This window comes from Streptomyces sp. NBC_00316 (genome assembly GCF_036158715.1).
Taxonomy (GTDB): domain Bacteria; phylum Actinomycetota; class Actinomycetes; order Streptomycetales; family Streptomycetaceae; genus Streptomyces.
In genome coordinates, this window is record NZ_CP108023.1 from 5,733,617 (window position 1) to 5,751,711 (window position 18,095).

Sequence of the window (18,095 nt, forward strand, 5' to 3'; positions counted from 1 at the left end):
TGCGGAGCGGTCACGCGGAGCACTCCAGGTGCTCGGTGCTGGAGGACTCGCCGCACTCCCGGCAGTCACGGCAGTGACCCGGTTCCGGGCCACGGAAGACGCGTTCGCAGCGGTCGCATTCCTGGAACGGGTGAGGGCGTTCCACCACCTCGCGGACCGGGGCGGCGGGCAGCGGCGGCGGAAGCAGTCGTGTGAGGCGGTGGCCGAGGAGCGACGCCGGGCTTCTGACGGGCTCCGGAAGGTCGGCGATCAGGGTGCGGCGTCCGGCCTCCGGATCGATTCCGCGCTCCAGCCGGCAGGCCACACCCGGCGCGAGGCGGCGGATGTCGTACTCGGACAGCAGGAGCCGGGGATCGTGGGCGCGCAGGCCGGCGAGGAGATCGACGGCGCTGCGATGACGGGCGAGGTCATGGGTCTGCGGTGCGGGGAGCGGCGGCGGGGCGGGCGAGGCGGTTCGCCGCTCGGGGGCGGGTGCCTGGGCAGGCACCACGGGCCCCCTCGGCGCAACCGGCACCAAGGGGATTCCCGGCACCACCACCGCTCCGGGCACGACCGCCGCGCCCGCCCCGCGGATCAGCTGCGGCTGCGGCTGCCGCTCGGCCCTCGGCTCGGGCTTCGGTACCGGGCGGGCCGTGCCCGCTCCCGGCTGGTGGTACGAATCGGTCCGGGTGACGACCCGGCCGCCGGTCGTCCGCTCCCGCGTACGGGCCAGGTAGGCGTGGCTCTCCAGCTCACGCAGAGCCGCCGCGATCCGCGTCCCGCTCTCCGGGAAGCGATCGGCGAGGAACTTGATGCCGATCTTGGCCCCGGCGGGCAGCGACTGGATGTGCACGGCCAACCCGATCGCCACCAAAGACATCTCGCGGTGCTGGGCGAGGTGGTTGCCGACGACGGTGCAGCGGTTGGTGTGCCGGGTGTTGACGTGAATCACACCGGATGGAGTGGCAGGGCGGGTAACGCCTGCTGTGGCGCGCGAGGGCGCGGTAATCTGCTGAACATCCATCGGGAAGGGTTCGCTTCCTCGGTGGTCAGGCCCTCGATCGGGATTGCCGTCCCGGCCGGGGGCCGACGCATGTCTGGGGTTGTCGGGGCGAGCATATGCCCGCCAACCGGACCGAGATCCAGTCCAGTTGGCAAAGCTCACCCTTGTGGGTGATGGGAGGCAGGGAGGGGCTGGGAAAGGTGATTCCCGGAAGAATCAAAAAAGCATTCTGACGTCGGGGCGGACCACGTCGCGGCCGGCCGCATCGTGGTCCACCGGGTCGCGGCAGTCGCGATCCGGTGCGGCGCACGAAGCTCGATGCACGGGGCGTGGTCCTGGCTGCAACAGGCTCGGCGCCGCCCGGCGCCCCGGCGACCCGCTCGTGCCGCTGATCGCGGCCGAGCGGCTGACGGCGAACTCCGGCTGCAGGCGGTCTGTTCGCCGTCGCCCTCACCCGGACGCTGGGCTCCCGCACCGGATGGGCACAGGAATGGCGCGTCCGCCTCCGGGCCCTGCGGTGTCACCCAACCGCGATGTGCGAGAGGCGGGGTTCACAGCAGTGGAGTGATACCGGGACAGTCGTCCGTGCGTCCTCGGTGACGAGGTGCGGCGTCCGCGGATCCAGGGTGTCGCGCCGCGCTGCACCGTCCCCGCCCCGTCCGCCGTGCAAGACACTCGGCACACTGCGCACACCTGACGGCACAATGGGTTCATGCCGATACCCAGCCGTGCCGCCCTCGTCGAGCACCTCGTCCGTACGCGCATCGCCGGAGATGTCGCCACCCCCCGCGACAACAACCTCTCCCACTACCGCAAGCTTGCCAACGGCGACCGCCACTACTGGCTGGGGCTGGAACTCGGCAACCGGTGGGCCGACGAGCAGGACGTGCTCGCCGTGATGGCCGAGAGATGCGGGGTCAGTGACGATCCGGAGCACCGGCACGGGCAGGACACCATCGACCCCGAGCTGACGGTCGACGCGCTGGAGCGGATGGCGGCCCGGCTGCGCAAGGCGGCTGCGGGGTCGGAGCGGGTGCTGTTCGCGACCGGGCATCCGGGCGGTCTGCTGGACGTGCACCGGCAGACCGCGGACGCGTTGCGGACCGCCGGGTGCGAGATCGTACGGATTCCGTCCGGGCTGATGGCGGACGAGGGCATGGTCTTCCAGTTCGCCGATGTGGCCGTGATGGAGCGCGGGGCGACGCTGTGGCACACGCACTCACCGGCGCCGATGGCGGCGATCCTGGACGGCCTGGAGCGTGCGGGGCGGCCGCTGCCGGATCTGGTCGTCGCCGACCACGGGTGGGCGGGATGCGCCGGGCAGCGGGGGCTCGACTCGGTCGGGTACGCGGACAGCAATGACCCGGCGCTCTTCCTCGGGGAGGCGGAGGGCACCCTGCAGGTCGTCGTGCCACTGGACGACCATGTGCTGGACCCGCGGTTCTACGACCCGATGACGGACTATCTGCTGGACGCGGCCGGGCTGCTCTGAGGCGTACGTCGGATCGGCGGCCTTCGCACACGGTCCCGGAGACGCGAGCAACCGCCGGGTGGGAGCCGGTCTCCTCCGTCCCGCACGGACCCCGACCATGGTCCGTGCGGCGGTGTACTGCCCGGACCACCCCACCCACATCCACGACCACCTTGCGGGCCCGGCCGGACGCATGTCCGCCCTGAAACCGAGGGCGCCGGCGCGGTCAGGCCGAGCCCGCCCCCGGCCCGTCCGTCCGTCGCCGCTGTCCCAGTCCCGGCGTCGGGTCCAGGTACACCCGGCGGATCGACGGATAGCGTTCCCGCAACTGTTCCTCCGCCTCCTCGCAGGCCCACTCGATCTGCTCCGCGGTCGACGCGTCCCGGAAGTCGACCTTCGCGGCGACGAGGACCTCCGTCGGTCCCTGGACCAGGGTGGTCAGCTCCATGACGTCGATGATGTGCGGTACGGAGAGGATTTCCTCGCGTACCCCGGCCCGCATCTCCTCCGGCAGCGGCCGGCCGATCAGCAGCTGGGCGTTGGAGCGGCCGAGGACCCAGGCCACGTACACCAGCAGCACGCCGATCAGGATCGACGCGATGCCGTCCCAGACGCCGGAGCCGGACAGTTGGCCGCCGAGCAGCCCGCCCGCGGCGAGCAGCAGGCCGACCAGGGCTGCTGAGTCCTCCATCACGACCGCCTTGACCGCGGTGTCGGGAGTGTGGCGCAGATAGTGGGTGGTGGGTGCGCCCAGACGGGCGGCTTCGGCGCGGACCTGGCGCAGTCCCGTGCGCAGGGAGACGCCCTCGAGGAGGAAGGCGACGGCCAGCACGAGGTACGAGACCAGCGGGTCGCCGAGTTCCTCGCCCCGGACGAGGGTGTGGATGCCGTCGTAGAAGGCGAACACCGCGCCACCGACGAACGTGGCGACCGAGGCGAGCAGCGCCCAGATGTAGCGCTCGGGGCCGTGCCCCAGCGGATGTTCCTCGTCGGCGGGCTTCTCGCTGCGTTTGAGCGCGGTGAGCAGCAGGACCTCGGTGACGGTGTCGGCGACCGAGTGCGCCGCCTCGGACAGCATGGCGCTCGATCCGCTGATCAGCCCCGCGACCGCCTTCGCCACGGCGATGCCGAGGTTGGCGACCGCCGCGACGATGACCGTGAACGCGGACCCTCCACCGGTCGCGCTGCTGCTGGTGCTGCTCTCGTCGCCCATGGTGGGGAGTATGTCCCGACGGCCGGACCGTGGCCTGTTCAGTCCTTCCTCGGGACCCGGACCACGCCTTCCTGGATGACGGTGATCGCCAGCCGGCCGTCCTGCGTGTAGATACGGGCCTGGCCGAGCCCGCGCCCGCCGGACGCGGACGGCGACTCCTGGTCGTACAGCAGCCATTCGTCGGCCCGGAACGGCCGGTGGAACCACATGGCGTGGTCCAGGCTCGCGCCCACCACGTCGCCGACCGCCCAGCCGCCGCGCCCGTGCGCGAGCAGCACCGAGTCGAGCAGCGTCATGTCGGAGACGTACGTCGCCATGCAGACGTGCAGCAGCGGGTCGTCCGCGAGCTTGCCGTTGGTGCGGAACCACACCTGGGAGCGAGGCTCCTGCGGGGTGCCGACGTGGGCGAACGGCGGGGCGTCGACATAGCGCAGGTCGACCGCGGCCCGCGCCTCCAGCAGCCGGTCCATGACACCCGGGTCGACGAACGCGTCCGCGTACCGCGGCAGCATCTGCTCCGCCGTGGGCAGGGTCTCCGGGTCCGGGGCGGGCGGCATGTCCGCCTGGTGCTCCAGGCCCTCCTCGTACGTCTGGAACGACGCCGAGAGATGGAAGATCGGCTGCCCGTGCTGGACGGCCACCACGCGGCGGGTGGTGAAGGAGCGGCCGTCGCGGATCCGGTCGACGCTGTAGACGATCGGTGCGCCCGGGTCGCCCATCCGCAGGAAGTAGGAATGCAGGGAATGGGCTGTGCGGTTCGCGGGGACGGTGCGGCCGGCGGCGACGAGCGCCTGGGCCGCGACCTGTCCGCCGAAGACCCGGGGCACGACCGCCGAACGGCTCGTACCCCGGAAGATGTCCTGCTCGATCTGCTCCAGGTCGAGCAGATCGAGCAGGGATTCAAGTGCTGAGCTCATGGAGAGAACGTAACCGCCCTACAGGCCCATGGACTTGGCGATGATCGACTTCATGACCTCGCTGGTGCCGCCGTAGATGCGGTTGACGCGGTTGTCCGCGTAGAGGCGGGCGATCGGGTACTCGTTCATGAAGCCGTAGCCACCGTGCAGCTGGAGGCAGCGGTCGATCACCCGGTGCGCGACCTCGGTGCAGAACAGCTTCGCGGAGGCGGCCTCGGCGGCGGTCAGCTCACCGGCGTCGAGGGCCTCCAGCGCGCGGTCGGCGACGGCCTGGGCCGCGTCCACCTCGGCCTGGCAGGCGGCCAGCTCGAACTTGGTGTTCTGGAACGAGGCGACGGTCTTGCCGAAGACCGTGCGGTCCTGCACGTAGCTCTTGGCGAACCGGACGGCGGCAGCGGCCTGTGCGTACGCGCCGAAGGCTATGCCCCAGCGCTCGGACGCCAGGTTGGTGCCGAGGTAGCCGAAGCCCTTGTTCTCCTCGCCGAGCAGGTCGTCCACGGGGACCTGCACGTCGACGAAGGCCAGCTCGGCGGTGTCGGAGACCTTCAGGCCGAGCTTGTCCAGCTTGCGGCCGACGGAGTAGCCCGCCGACTTGGTGTCCACGGCGAACAGGGAGATGCCGAAGCGGCGGTCGTCCTCGCGGGGAGCGGACGTACGGGCGCACACGATCACGCGGTCGGCGTGCACACCACCGGTGATGAACGTCTTGGCGCCGTTGAGGACGTAGTGCGTACCGTCCTCGGAGAGCTTGGCGGTGGTCTTCATGCCCGCGACGTCGGAGCCGGTACCCGGCTCGGTCATCGCGAGGGCCCACATCTCCTCGCCGGTGGTGAACTTCGGCAGCCAGCGCTTCTTCTGCTCGTCGGTGGCGAGCATCTTGATGTACGGCAGGCCGAGCAGGGTGTGCACACCCGAGCCGCCGAAGGAGACACCGGCGCGGGCGGTCTCCTCGTAGATGACGGCCTCGTACTTGTGCGAGTCGATGCCCGCGCCGCCGTGCTCCTCGTCCACCTCGATGCCGAAGACGCCCAGCTCGCCGAGCTTGTGGTAGAACTCGCGCGGCGCCTGGCCGGCAGCGAACCACTCGTCGTAGACGGGGACGACCTCGGCCGCGATGAAGGCGCGGATGGTCTCCCGGAACGCCTCGTGGTCCTCGTTGAATACCGTACGGCGCACGGGGGTGCCTCCTCTGTCGGGCTGCGATCAGCTTCGGGCGAGCATCGGCCAGGCTGCTGGCTAAGCGCTTGCTCAGTTCTGGATCAAAAGTTACCCGGCGGTCACCAGGGCTGTCCAGAGTCGATGGCCCGTGGTCGCCGACATCACAGCCGGGCGGGCCCGTGCGCCCAGTGGCGCTCACGGTCCGTGCTCCCGCCGGTGCTCAGGGCTCGCTCCCGCCGGTGTTCAGGGGCTCGTGCCCGCCGGTGTTCAGGGGCGTGCCCGCAGCCGCTCGGGGCCCGTGCTCACAGCCGCCGCAGTGCGAACCACAGCTCCGTCCGTACGTCCATGTCGTCCAGGTCCGCGTCCAGCAGCGTCGCGCAGCGGGCGATCCGCTGGCGGACCGTGTTGCGGTGCACCTGGAGGGCCGTCGCCGTGCGGTCCCAGCTGCCGTGCAGGCTCAGCCAGCAGCGCAGGGTCTCGGCGAGCGTGACGGTGAGAGGGGCGAGCAGTGCGCGGGCGTGCGCCTCCGCCTCGGCGGGCGGGATCAGTGCGCCCAGGCCGCTGCCGGTGCGGTGGTGGGCCAGCGGGGTGCGGGTGGCCACGGCGCGGCCCAGTGCCCGGGACGCCTGGCCGTCGGCGAGGTCCAGCGCGGTGATGGGGGCGGGTGCGGACGTGCCCAGCGTCCAGCCGGGCTGGGGGGTGATCCGGTCCTCGCCCGGGACCAGGACCTTGACGGCGTCGCCGCCCCGGCCCGCGTCGACCAGCGCCGATCCGAGGGCGACGCCCAGCGCCCCGGCGGTGAGCGGGTCGACGGGGCCGCTCCCGCCGCTGCGGCGCGCGTGCACCAGCGTCCACTGCTCGGCGCCGCCGAGCAGTGGGGCGACGTCCGCCGGGTCCGCGCCGAGCAGCAGCCGGACCAGCGCCGCCGACCGGCCCGCGGCATCGGCGCCCTGGTGCGGGGCGGCCAGCAGGGAGAGGAGGACGACCGCGATCCCGGCGACCGTGTGATCGCCCGCCTCGCGCCGCCCCGTCGTCAGTGTCAGGACGAGCCCCTGTCCGCCGCCGAGCGCGTATGCGAAGAGGTGCGTGTCGCCGAGGGTGTCGGTTGCCGACGTGGGGGCGGGAGAGGCTGCGGCGGTGGTGGGGGAGACGACGCGGGTCAGCCGGGCCAGGGCCGCCCGTACCTCGGGCGCAGGGCGGCGGCCCGCCGCGTGCAGCTCCTCGCCGGCCGCGGAGAGCAGCGCCGCCCGGCCCGTCAGCTGTACGGCCAGCTGATGCAGCACGGCCGGTACCGGATCCGGGCGGGCGGCCGCCGTCGCCAGGGCCTGCTGGGCGCGCGTCACCCGGCGCAGTTCCCGGTGCCGCGCTTCCGCCATCAGCCGCCACACCGCCCGCGCGATCGCTGTGAACGGGGTCGCGGGCGGCACCTCCACGAGGGGCAGCCCGTGCCGCTCGCACGCCTCGATCAGCGCCTGCGGCACCGCGTCGTGCACCGGGGTGACCCCGAAGCCGAGCGCCGCCGCCCCCGCCTCCACCAGCCGGGCGACATACGTGTCCGGCTCCTTGAGCAGCACCCCGGCGCTCAGCAGCAGCTCACCGCCGAGGAGATACGGGTACGGGTCGGCCATCTCCGAGGTGTGCACCCACAGCAGGTCGACGTGGGCCGGGCCCGCGATCAGGCGCAGCCCGAGGTCCTCGCGGGCGAGCAGTTCGGCCAGCGGGATCGGCGGGGTGGGCGGAGCCGACCCGGAGGGGACAGAGGGCCCGGTGGGAGTATCCGGCATGGACGGTCCATCCATTGGCTACGGCGAGATTGGATAAAACGTACACTTCAGCGCCGCCTGTGGGCCACCTACCGTCTTCACGAACCACACAACCCCGCAATGACCAGCAACGTGACTGAGACGGAGGAAGCCCATGGCTGTCGACTACGCGGTGATCGTCGTCTATCTGGCGGGCATGCTCGCCATGGGCTGGTGGGGCATGCGCCGCGCCAAGTCCAAGAGCGAATTCCTGGTGGCGGGCCGCCGCCTCGGCCCCTGGATGTACTCCGGGACCATGGCCGCGATCGTCCTCGGCGGCGCCTCCACCATCGGTGGCGTCGGCCTCGGCTACCAGTACGGGCTCTCCGGCGCCTGGATGGTCTTCACGATCGGCCTCGGACTGCTCGCCCTGTCCATCTTCTTCTCGGCGCGCATCGCCCGACTGAAGGTCTACACCGTCTCCGAGATGCTCGACCTGCGCTACGGCGGCCGGGCCGGCCTCATCTCCGGCGTCGTCATGTGGGCGTACACGCTGATGCTCGCGGTCACCTCGACCATCGCGTACGCCACCATCTTCGACGTCCTCTTCGACATGAACCGGACCGTCGCGATCATCCTCGGCGGCGCCATCGTCGTCGCGTACTCGACGCTCGGCGGCATGTGGTCGATCACGCTCACGGACATGGTGCAGTTCGTCGTCAAGACGATCGGTGTGCTGCTCCTGCTCCTGCCGATCGCGGTCATCAAGGCCGGCGGCTTCAGCGAGATGAAGGCGAAGCTGCCCACCGAGTACTTCGACCCGCTGGGCATCGGCGGCGAGACGATCTTCACCTACGTGCTGATCTACACCTTCGGCATGCTGATCGGCCAGGACATCTGGCAGCGCGTGTTCACCGCGCGCACCGACCGGACGGCGCGCTGGGGCGGCACCGTCGCCGGTACGTACTGCCTGGTCTACGCGCTCGCCGGGGCCGTCATCGGCACCGCGGCCAAGGTCATGTACCCGAAGCTGCCCAGCGCGGACTCCGCCTTCGCGACCATCGTCAAGGACGAACTGCCGGTGGGCGTACGAGGACTGGTGCTGGCCGCCGCGCTCGCCGCGGTGATGTCGACCTCGTCCGGTGCGCTGATCGCCTGCGCCACCGTCGCCAACAACGACATCTGGTCGCGGCTGCGGGGCGTGGCGTCCCGGAGCGGCGGCGAGGAGCACGACGAGGTGAAGGGCAACCGCATCTTCATCCTCATCATGGGCGTGGCCGTCATCGCCATCGCCATCGCGCTCAACAACGTCGTCGAGGCCCTGACCGTCGCGTACAACCTGCTCGTCGGCGGACTGCTCGTACCGATCCTCGGCGGTCTGCTGTGGCGCCGCGGCACGGCCGCCGGTGCACTGGCCGCGGTGTCGGTGGGCGGTGTGGCAGTGATCGGCCTGATGGCGACGTACGGAATCCTCGCCAACGAACCGGTCTACTACGGGCTGCTGGCCTCGCTCGCGGTGTACGTGATCGTGTCCCTGGCGACGAAGCCGACCGACGCCGCGGTCCTGACCGCCTGGCGTGAGCGGCTCGCGGGCAAGGGCGCCGACTCGGACGCGACGCCGGCCCCGGAATCGGTCACCGTCTAGCAGCCACGCGTCCTCAGTCGCCGGACGGGCACCTCGAGCCCGTCCGGCGGCTGAGGACGGAACCCGTTGCGGGAGACACCCCGCACACTTGAACAACGAAGGAACGCCCACAAGGCGTGCACCACCTCCTCAGGAAGGCACCCACATGAGCAGCAACGAAACGCCGCGCGGCCCCGTCGACTCCTCCCGCGTCCCGCGGTACGCCGGTCCCGCGACGTTCGCGCGGCTGCCCCGCCTCGACGAGGTCGGCCACGCCGATGTCGCCGTCGTCGGCGTGCCCTTCGACACCGGGGTCTCGTACCGCCCCGGTGCCCGCTTCGGCGGCAACGCCATCCGTGAGGCGTCGCGCCTGCTGCGCCCGTACAACCCGGCGCAGGACGCCTCGCCGTTCGCCCTCGCGCAGGTCGCCGACGCCGGTGACATCGCCGGCAACCCGTTCAACATCAACGAGGCCGTCGAGACGATCGAGGCCGCGGCCGACGACCTCCTCGGCACGGGCGCCCGCATGATGACGCTCGGCGGAGACCACACCATCGCGCTGCCCCTGCTGCGCTCCGTCGCCAAGAAGCACGGCCCCGTCGCCCTGCTCCACTTCGACGCCCACCTCGACACGTGGGACACCTACTTCGGCGCCGAGTACACCCACGGCACGCCGTTCCGCCGCGCCGTCGAGGAGGGCATCCTCGACACGTCCGCGCTCTCCCACGTCGGTACCCGCGGCCCGCTGTACGGCAAGCAGGACCTCGACGACGACGCCAAGCTGGGCTTCGGCATCGTCACCTCCGCCGACGTCATGCGCCGCGGTGTCGACGAGGTCGCCGACCAGCTGCGCCAGCGCATCGGCGACCGCCCGCTGTACATCTCCATCGACATCGACGTCCTGGACCCGGCCCACGCGCCCGGCACCGGCACCCCCGAGGCCGGCGGCCTCACCTCCCGCGAGCTCCTCGAGATCGTCCGCGGGCTGTCCTCCTGCAACCTGGTCTCCGCCGACCTGGTCGAGGTCGCCCCCGCGTACGACCACGCGGAGATCACCTCCGTCGCCGCCTCCCACACCGCTTACGAGCTGACGACGATCATGTCCCGCCAGATCGCGGCGGCGAAGGGAACTCAGGGCAAGTGAGCCACGACCACCACGACGAGCGCCCGCAGCTCACCCCCGAGCAGATCGCGGCCGCCCTGAACCCTCCCGCCGGACGCAACGGCGGCGACCTCGTCGTCGAGACGCTCCAGGGCCTCGGCGCGACCACCGTCTTCGGCCTGCCCGGGCAGCACGCGCTCGGCATGTTCGACGCGCTGCGCCGCTCCTCCCTCTCGTACGTCGGCCTGCGCGTCGAGAACAACGCGGGCTTCGCCGCGGACGCCTACGGCCGGATCACCGGCGAAGTGGCGCCGCTGCTCCTCTCCACCGGCCCGGGGGCCCTCACCTCCCTCGCCGCGCTCCAGGAGGCGGCGGCCGCCTCGGCGCCCGTCCTGGCCGTCTCCAGCCAGATCCCGACCGCGGGACTGGGCGGCGGCCGCCACGGCTACCTGCATGAACTCCGGGACCAGAAGGCGTCGTTCCGCGACGTCGTGAAGTCCGTCCACACCGTCCGTACGGCGTCGCAGATCCCCTCCGCGATCGCCGCCGCCTGGGAGTCCGCGCTGACGGCCCCGCACGGCCCGGTCTGGATCGAGATCCCGCAGGACGTGCTCCTCGCCGAGACCACCCTGCCGGCGGTCACCGCGATGGACGCCACGCCGAAGCCCCTGCATGCCCGGCCCGAACTGACCGCCGTCGCAGCCCACCTGCTGGCGAACGCCGAGCGACCGGCGATCATCGCGGGAGGCGGAGTCGTACGCTCCGACGCGTCCGGCAAGCTGCTCGCCCTCGCGGAGAAGATCGACGCCCCGGTCGTCACCACGTTCGGCGGCAAGGGGGCCTTCCCCTGGGAGCACCCGCTCTCGCTCCAGTCCTGGCTGGAGGACCGCCACACGACGGACTTCCTCGAAGCGGCGGACGTCCTGCTCGTCGTCGGCTCCGGACTGGGCGAACTCTCCTCGAACTACCACACGTTCAGCCCGCGCGGCCGGGTCGTCCAGATCGAGGCGGACGCCGGGAAGCTGGAGTCCAACCACCCCGCGCTCGGCATCCACGCCGACGCCCGCGAGGCCCTCTCCGACCTCCTCGAAGCGGTCGACCGCCGCGAGGACCCGTCGGCCGCCGACCGGGTCCGTACGGTGCTCGAAGCCGTCCGCGAACGGATCGACGGACAGGACCTCACCCTGGAGCAGCAGCTCGTCGCCTCGGTGCGCGAGGCGCTGCCCGACACGTCCCCCAGCTTCTGGGACATGACGATCCTCTCCTACTGGGCGTGGTCCGCGTTCGACGCCCGTCACCCCAACACCATGCACTCGGCGCAGGGCGCGGGCGGACTCGGCTACGGCTTCCCGGCGGCGCTCGGCGCGGCGGCGGCCGACCGTACGAAGCCGGTCCTGGCGGTCTCCGGCGACGGCGGCGCGATGTACTCGATCGCGGAGCTGGCCACCGCCCGCCAGTACGACCTGCCGGTCACCTGGCTGATCGTCGACGACGGCGGCTACGGCATCCTGCGCGAGTACATGACGGACGCGTTCGGCGAGGCCACGGCGACGGAACTGTCCCGCCCGGACTTCGTCGCCCTCGCCGAGTCGTTCGGCGTCCCGGCGGTCCGTACGACGCCCGAGAAGCTCGCCGACGACCTGGCGAAGTCGTTCGCGGAGCCCGGCCCTTCGGTGGTCGTACTCCCGGCACTGCTGAGGATGTTCGCGCCGACACACCTGTAGTCGGGCGGCCGGATGGTGCACCATGCTGCGGTGAGCAGCATGGTGCACTTCTTTGTCGCGGCCGACGACCGCACGGCCGCAACCGCCCTCGAACACGGGCCCGACGGTTCGTTTCCGTCGCTGACCTGCGGGAACTTCGACGCCGATCTGGCCCTGATCGAATGGGCGAGTCTCTTCACGGGGCGCAGCTTCGACGAGCTGCTGCAGTCCGGCGAACCCCGGGACGTCGCCGGTGACGACGCCGGCTCGGGCTCGCTCGTGGTCGCGGCGCCGGACGGCCTCGTCACCGACCTGAGTGTTGCGACGGACACCCGTCTCGACCGGCTCGCCGGCCTCTGGGCCCGGCAACGGGCGGCGGAGGGCGACGCGTTCGACCGGGAGCTCGCCCTCGACATCCTCACCGGCCTGGCCGCCCTGGCCCGCACGGCGGCGACCGACGGGCAGGGGCTCTACTGCTGGGTGGCCTAGCAGGGCTGCCCGCCGCTCTCCAGGGGCCTTGCGTCACGACCCGGCTGTCAGGGCTGCGCGCGTACAACTTTCCGGCCGGTCAGGAGTCTTCTGTGTGCCGGGTGTGCAGGGGGCGCACCGCGCAGACCACTCAGGGGGACACGTCTGATGACGGACCAGCCTCGAATATCCCGCCGCGCGCACACTGTTCTCGCCGTCACGCTCGCCGCAGGCGTACTCGCACCCGTGGCGCTCGCCGCCACGCCGGCCGCGGCCGCGACGCCGACCGTGAGCTGCACATCCGGAAAGGCGGGACTCGCCGCCAAGCTGTCGAAGGACATCACCGCCGCGCTCAAGGGGCGCAGGTCGACCACGTCGATCGCGCTCTACGACCGGCCCACGAAGACGTCGTGCACGTTCCGGTCCACGAGCAGGTACGACTCCGCGAGCGTCGTGAAGGCGACCGTCCTCGCCACGCTGCTCTGGGACAACACGAAGCGCAACCGCAATCTCACGCAGCGCGAGATCGATCTCGCCACCGCCATGATCACCAAGTCCGACAACAACGCGACCACCAGCCTGTGGGAGCAGCTCGGCGTGGCCAAGGTGAACGCATTCCTGAAGGCCGCGGGCATGACGCACACGGTGCCCGGCTCCGGCGGCTACTGGGGGCTGACCCAGATCACCGCGCAGGACGAACTCAGACTGCTGACCCTGCTGACCGCCAGGAACTCCGTGCTCAGCGACAACGCGCGGGCGTACGAGCTCGGCCTGATGCACAAGGTCATCTCCTCGCAGCGCTGGGGGACACCCGCCGGTGCCCCGTCCGGGGTGACCGTGCAGGTGAAGAACGGCTGGCTGTCGCGCGCCACGCACGGCTGGCGGGTGCACAGCATCGGCGCGTTCACCGGAAAGGGGCACGACTACGGGATCACCGTGCTCACCCAGGACAACAACACGATGAACGACGGCGTCAACACCATCCAGGCCGTCGCCCGGGCCATCCACAAGGACCTGAACGCGGCCGTTCCGCCGAACAGGAGCATCACCGCGCCGCCGATCAGGAGCATCACTGCGCCGCCCCTGCCGCAGGAATCGGTCCCGGCGGTTCCGGAGGCTCCCGCCGTGCCGATGCTGACGGCGACGCCCGGGTCCTCCTAGACCGCGTCGGGGCCGCGCCCGGCCCGTCGGCGCTCCGCCCGAAGACCTACTCCGGACCTCCCCGGTCCTACGCCGAAGGGAGGGTCTTTGTGACGGCGGGATGAAAATCGCAGCTGATCGCGTTGGTGCCTTCCGGTAGAGCAGGTCCAACGGGAGGTATCGGTGACGGACGGCGACACGGGCACGGACGCGGAGCAGCGGGGGTGGGCCCGGCGGCTGGCCGGCTACGCATGGCGCTACCGGCGCAATGTGCTGCTGGCTCTCGGCTCGTCGCTCGCCGGCATGGCCGTGATGGCGGTCGTCCCGCTGATCACCAAGGTGATCATCGACGACGTCGTCGTCGACCACACCCGTTCCCTCGGCGTCTGGACCGGGCTGCTGATGGTGGCCGCCGTGCTGGTGTACGCATCGACGTACATCCGCCGCTACTACGGCGGCCGGCTGGCCCTCGACGTCCAGCACGATCTGCGGACCGGGATGTACGGGACGATCTCCCGGCTCGACGGGAAGCGGCAGGACGAGCTGTCCACCGGTCAGGTCGTCGGGCGCGCCACCAGCGACCTGCAGCTGATCCAGGGACTTCTGTTCATGCTCCCGATGACCATCGGGAACATCCTGCTCTTCCTCATGTCCCTGGCGATCATGGCGTGGCTCTCGCCGCTGCTGACCCTGGTCGCGCTCGCCGTCGCCCCGGCCCTCTGGTTCATCGCCCGCCGCTCCCGCTCCCGGCTCTTCCCCGCCACCTGGTACGCCCAGGGGCAGGCCGCCGCAGTCGCGACGGTCGTCGACGGGGCCGTCTCCGGGGTCCGGGTCGTCAAGGGGTTCGGGCAGGAGGAGCAGGAGACCGGCAAGCTGCGCGAGGTCGGGCGGAAGCTGTTCGCCGGGCGGCTGCGCACCATCCGGCTGAACTCCAGGTACACCCCCGCCCTCCAGTCGGTCCCCGCGCTCGGCCAGGTGGCGATGCTGGCCCTCGGCGGCTGGCTGGCCACCCGCGGCGAGATCACCCTCGGTACGTTCGTCGCGTTCTCCACCTATCTCGCCCAGCTCGTCGGACCGGTCCGGATGCTGGCCATGGTCCTCACCGTCGGGCAGCAGGCCCGCGCCGGTGTGGAGCGCGTACTCGAACTGATCGACACCGAGCCGACCATGCAGGACGGCACGGTGGAGCTCCCGGCCGACGCCCCCGCGCGCGTCGAGTTCGACGACGTACGGTTCGGGTACGACCCCGAGCGGCCGGTCCTCGACGGGTTCTCGCTGACCATCGAGCCCGGCGAGACCGTCGCCGTCGTCGGCGCGTCCGGCAGCGGGAAGTCCACCGTCTCGCTGCTCCTGCCCCGCTTCTACGACGTGTCGCACGGCGCCGTCCTGGTCGGCGGCCACGACGTCCGTGAGCTCACCCACGACTCGTTGCGGGCCGCCATCGGCCTCGTGCCGGAGGACAGCTTCCTCTTCTCCGACACGGTCCGCGCCAACATCGCGTACGGACACCCGGACGCCACCCAGGAAGAGATCGAGCAGGCTGCCCGCGCCGCCCAGGCCGACGGGTTCATCGCCGATCTGCCGCTCGGCTACGACACCAAGGTCGGCGAGCACGGACTCACCCTCTCCGGTGGTCAGCGCCAGCGCGTCGCGCTCGCCCGTGCCATCCTCACCGACCCCCGGCTGCTCCTCCTCGACGACGCCACCTCCGCCGTCGACGCCCGCGTCGAGCACGAGATCCACGAGGCGCTGGCACAGGTCATGGCGGGCCGCACCACCCTGCTGATCGCCCACCGCCGGTCCACCCTCGGCCTCGCCGACCGGATCGCCGTCCTGGAGAAGGGCCGGCTCGCCGACATCGGTACGCACGAGGAGCTGGAGGCCCGCTCCCCGCTGTACCGGCGTCTGCTGACCGACCCCGACGAGCTGGGCGGCACCTCCCCGGGCCACCAGCCGGCCGGGGCCGGCATGTCCCCCGAGGACGACCGCGCGTTCCAGGAGGAACTGGAAGCCGACTTCGACGCCGAGCAGGGCATCAGCCCCGGGCTCTGGGTCCGCAAGGAGAAGTCCCGCGACATCGGCGCGTCCGACATGCCGGCCACGCCCGAGCTGCTCGCCCAGGTCGAGGCGCTGCCTCCGGCCACCGACACCCCGGACATCGACGAGGCGCGCGCCGTGCGCTCCGAGGAGTCGTACGGGCTACGCGGGCTGCTGCGCGGCTTCGGGCTCCCGCTGCTGGTGAGCCTGGCGCTCGTCGCCGTCGACGCGGGCATGAGCCTGCTCCTGCCGGTACTGATCAGGCATGGCATCGACCAGGGCGTCACCCGGATGGCGCTCGGCGCGGTCTGGACGGCCTCCCTCCTCGCGCTGCTGATCGTGCTGGTGCAGTGGGTGGCGCAGATCGGCGAGACCCGGATGACCGGCCGCACCGGCGAGCGGGTGCTCTACTCACTGCGGCTGAAGATCTTTGCGCAGCTCCAGCGGCTCGGCCTCGACTACTACGAGCGCGAGCTGACCGGCCGCATCATGACCAGGATGACGACGGACGTGGACGCGCTGTCCACGTTCCTGCAGACCGGCCTCGTCACGGCGTTCGTCTCCGTCGTCACGTTCTTCGGCATCATGGGCGCGCTGCTCGTCCTCGACGTGGAGCTGGCGCTGGTCGTCTTCGCGACGCTTCCCGTGCTGGTCGTCGGCACGTTCTTCTTCCGCCGCAGGAGCGTCAAGGCGTACGAACTGGCCCGTGAGCGGATCAGCGTCGTCAACGCCGACCTGCAGGAGTCCGTCTCCGGGCTCCGCATCGTGCAGGCGTTCCGCCGCGAGCGGGACGGCGCCGAACGGTTCGCCGGTCGCAGCGACCACTACCGCGAGGCCCGGGTCCGCGGCCAGTGGCTGATCTCGGTCTACTTCCCGTTCGTGCAGCTGCTGTCGTCGGTGGCCGCGGCGGCGGTCCTCATCGTCGGCGCGGGCCGGGTCGACGACGGCACGCTCACCACCGGTGCCCTTGTCGCGTATCTGCTCTACATCGACCTGTTCTTCGCTCCCGTGCAGCAGCTCTCCCAGGTCTTCGACGGCTACCAGCAGGCGACGGTCTCGCTGGGCCGCATCCAGGAACTCCTCCGGGAGCCGACCTCCACCGCCGACGCCGAGAAGCCGCTGGACGTGCTGTCGCTGCGCGGCGAGATCGCGTTCGAGGACGTGTCGTTCGCGTACGGCTCCGGCGACGACGAGGAAGAGGCCCTCACCGGCATCGACCTGCGGATCCCGGCCGGTCAGACCGTGGCGTTCGTCGGCGAGACCGGCGCCGGGAAGTCCACCCTCGTCAAGCTCGTCGCCCGGTTCTACGACCCGACGGGCGGCCGGGTCACGGCAGACGGCACCGACCTGCGCCACCTCGACCGCACCGCGTACCGGCACCGGCTCGGAGTCGTCCCGCAGGAGGCGTACCTCTTCGCGGGTACGGTCCGTGACGCCATCGCCTACGGGAGGCCGGACGCCACCGACGCACAGGTGGAGGCCGCGGCCCGGGCGGTCGGCGCCCACGACATGATCGCCACGCTGGACGGCGGCTATCTGCACGAGGTCGCCGAGCGGGGCCGCAACCTCTCGGCGGGCCAGCGCCAGCTGATCGCGCTCGCCCGCGCCGAACTCGTCGACCCGGACATCCTGCTGCTCGACGAGGCGACCGCCTCCCTGGACCTCGCCAGCGAGGCCCTGGTCAACCAGGCGACCGACCGGCTCACCGGCCGCCGCACCACCCTCGTCGTCGCCCACCGGCTGACCACGGCCGCCCGCGCCGACCGGGTCGTGGTGATGGACCACGGCCGGGTCGTCGAGGACGGCACGCATGACGAACTCCTCGCCGAGGAAGGGCGCTACGCCGTGCTGTGGCGGACCTTCATCGGGGAGGACGAGCCCGCGGGGGTGTGAGCGGCCGGGCGTACTGATCAGCGGATGCCGGAGATCCTGCCGGTCTGCAGGTCCGACTGCACGGTCAGATGGCTGTACAGGGGGTGCTTGCCGCCGCTCCAGGTCAGCCGCACCTTCGACCAGGTGTGACCGCCGCCGCTGTCGCCCCGGGTGACCTTGAAGGCGAGCGGTGTGTTCTGGGCGCGCAGCACGCCGTCCGCGTGGTTGCGCGCCTCCCAGGAACGCAGCTGTGAGCGGAGCGCGGGCGTGAGGTAGAAGGACCTGAGGGCGGTGGCGAGCTTGCCGCCGCCCTCGGCCGCGACGGCGTCGATGTAGGCGCCGTAGAAGTGGGCGACCTGCTGGTAGGCGGGGGTGGACGCGGCGCGCACCGCCGCCGGGGCTGCCGGGGCCTGCGGGGCGGCTGCGGCCGGGGCCACGGAGGCGGCGGCGAGCAGAGCGGCCGCGATCAGGGTGCGGCCGGCGGTGCGGCGACCGTGGAGGCCGGGGGCATGGCGGAGCGGGATCACGACAGGTCCTGTCTTTGGTAGGGGTATGTCCTGCTTGATCAATGGTGTGGCGGTTCGGTTGCGCCGGATGCACAGCGCGCCGGGTGCAACCTCCGGATGGCCTCTCGCGTCGTACGCATGTGCGCATACATGTCAGATC

13 protein-coding genes are annotated in these 18,095 nt (G+C 71.5%); 7 read left to right on the forward strand and 6 right to left on the reverse strand.

Features of this window, described 5'->3' with window-relative positions:
• Positions 1-10 precede the first annotated feature (10 nt).
• Positions 11-931 carry a helix-turn-helix domain-containing protein gene (locus OG878_RS25530; RefSeq protein WP_328888925.1) on the reverse strand — a complete coding sequence of 307 codons (921 nt, stop codon included), beginning with the start codon at positions 929-931 and terminating at the stop codon, positions 11-13.
• Between the two features lie 763 nt (positions 932-1,694).
• Between OG878_RS25530 and OG878_RS25535 the strand changes: the two genes are divergently transcribed.
• Positions 1,695-2,474 carry a phosphatase gene (locus OG878_RS25535; protein WP_328888926.1) on the forward strand — a complete coding sequence of 260 codons (780 nt, stop codon included), beginning with the start codon at positions 1,695-1,697 and terminating at the stop codon, positions 2,472-2,474.
• A 205-nt stretch (positions 2,475-2,679) separates the two neighbouring features.
• Here OG878_RS25535 and OG878_RS25540 read toward each other — a convergent pair whose 3' ends face one another.
• The 4 genes from OG878_RS25540 to OG878_RS25555 all read right to left on the reverse strand — a co-directional run bounded on the left by OG878_RS25540 (position 2,680) and on the right by OG878_RS25555 (position 7,525).
• Positions 2,680-3,666 (reverse strand): cation diffusion facilitator family transporter, encoded by a 987-nt coding sequence (locus OG878_RS25540; protein ID WP_328888927.1) that lies wholly within the window; start codon positions 3,664-3,666, stop codon positions 2,680-2,682.
• A gap of 38 nt (positions 3,667-3,704) precedes the next feature.
• On the reverse strand, positions 3,705-4,583 hold the full coding sequence (tesB, locus tag OG878_RS25545) for an acyl-CoA thioesterase II (RefSeq protein ID WP_328888928.1): 879 nt from the start codon (positions 4,581-4,583) through the stop codon (positions 3,705-3,707).
• 18 nt (positions 4,584-4,601) lie between these two features.
• On the reverse strand, positions 4,602-5,759 hold the full coding sequence (locus OG878_RS25550) for an acyl-CoA dehydrogenase family protein (RefSeq protein WP_328888929.1): 1,158 nt from the start codon (positions 5,757-5,759) through the stop codon (positions 4,602-4,604).
• A 284-nt stretch (positions 5,760-6,043) separates the two neighbouring features.
• Positions 6,044-7,525 (reverse strand): PucR family transcriptional regulator, encoded by a 1,482-nt coding sequence (locus OG878_RS25555; RefSeq protein WP_328888930.1) that lies wholly within the window; start codon positions 7,523-7,525, stop codon positions 6,044-6,046.
• 133 nt (positions 7,526-7,658) lie between these two features.
• On the opposite strand from OG878_RS25555, the gene OG878_RS25560 reads away from it, so the two are divergent.
• From OG878_RS25560 to OG878_RS25585, 6 genes are all read left to right on the forward strand, one after another.
• A complete protein-coding gene (locus OG878_RS25560; RefSeq protein ID WP_328888931.1) occupies positions 7,659-9,128 on the forward strand; it encodes a sodium:solute symporter in 1,470 nt (489 codons plus the stop codon).
• 145 nt (positions 9,129-9,273) lie between these two features.
• Positions 9,274-10,251 (forward strand): agmatinase, encoded by a 978-nt coding sequence (gene speB, locus OG878_RS25565; protein WP_328888932.1) that lies wholly within the window; start codon positions 9,274-9,276, stop codon positions 10,249-10,251.
• Positions 10,248-11,933, forward strand: coding sequence for a thiamine pyrophosphate-binding protein (locus OG878_RS25570; protein WP_328888933.1), 1,686 nt, complete (start codon positions 10,248-10,250; stop codon positions 11,931-11,933). The genes speB and OG878_RS25570 overlap by 4 nt, the downstream gene beginning before the upstream one ends.
• A 30-nt stretch (positions 11,934-11,963) precedes the next feature.
• Positions 11,964-12,401, forward strand: coding sequence for a hypothetical protein (locus OG878_RS25575; protein ID WP_328888934.1), 438 nt, complete (start codon positions 11,964-11,966; stop codon positions 12,399-12,401).
• Positions 12,402-12,548: 147 nt separating this feature from the next.
• Positions 12,549-13,541: a serine hydrolase gene (locus OG878_RS25580; RefSeq protein WP_328888935.1), complete on the forward strand. Its 993-nt coding sequence runs from the start codon at positions 12,549-12,551 to the stop codon at positions 13,539-13,541.
• 162 nt (positions 13,542-13,703) lie between these two features.
• Positions 13,704-17,450 (forward strand): ABC transporter ATP-binding protein, encoded by a 3,747-nt coding sequence (locus OG878_RS25585; RefSeq protein WP_328888936.1) that lies wholly within the window; start codon positions 13,704-13,706, stop codon positions 17,448-17,450.
• Between the two features lie 17 nt (positions 17,451-17,467).
• Here OG878_RS25585 and OG878_RS25590 read toward each other — a convergent pair whose 3' ends face one another.
• The gene (locus OG878_RS25590; RefSeq protein ID WP_328888937.1) at positions 17,468-17,956 is read right to left on the reverse strand and encodes a hypothetical protein; all 489 of its coding nucleotides are present in this window, start codon (positions 17,954-17,956) and stop codon (positions 17,468-17,470) included.
• Positions 17,957-18,095: the final 139 nt, after the last annotated feature.

What these genes read in the sequence shown, in the direction of transcription:
- OG878_RS25535 (WP_328888926.1), top strand. Translation starts at nt 1,695, where the DNA reads ATGCCGATACCCAGCCGTGCCGCCCTCGTCGAGCACCTCGTCCGTACG.
- OG878_RS25540 (WP_328888927.1), bottom strand. Translation starts at nt 3,666, where the DNA reads ATGGGCGACGAGAGCAGCACCAGCAGCAGCGCGACCGGTGGAGGGTCC.
- tesB (WP_328888928.1), bottom strand. Translation starts at nt 4,583, where the DNA reads ATGAGCTCAGCACTTGAATCCCTGCTCGATCTGCTCGACCTGGAGCAG.
- OG878_RS25555 (WP_328888930.1), bottom strand. Translation starts at nt 7,525, where the DNA reads ATGCCGGATACTCCCACCGGGCCCTCTGTCCCCTCCGGGTCGGCTCCG.
- OG878_RS25560 (WP_328888931.1), top strand. Translation starts at nt 7,659, where the DNA reads ATGGCTGTCGACTACGCGGTGATCGTCGTCTATCTGGCGGGCATGCTC.
- speB (WP_328888932.1), top strand. Translation starts at nt 9,274, where the DNA reads ATGAGCAGCAACGAAACGCCGCGCGGCCCCGTCGACTCCTCCCGCGTC.
- OG878_RS25580 (WP_328888935.1), top strand. Translation starts at nt 12,549, where the DNA reads ATGACGGACCAGCCTCGAATATCCCGCCGCGCGCACACTGTTCTCGCC.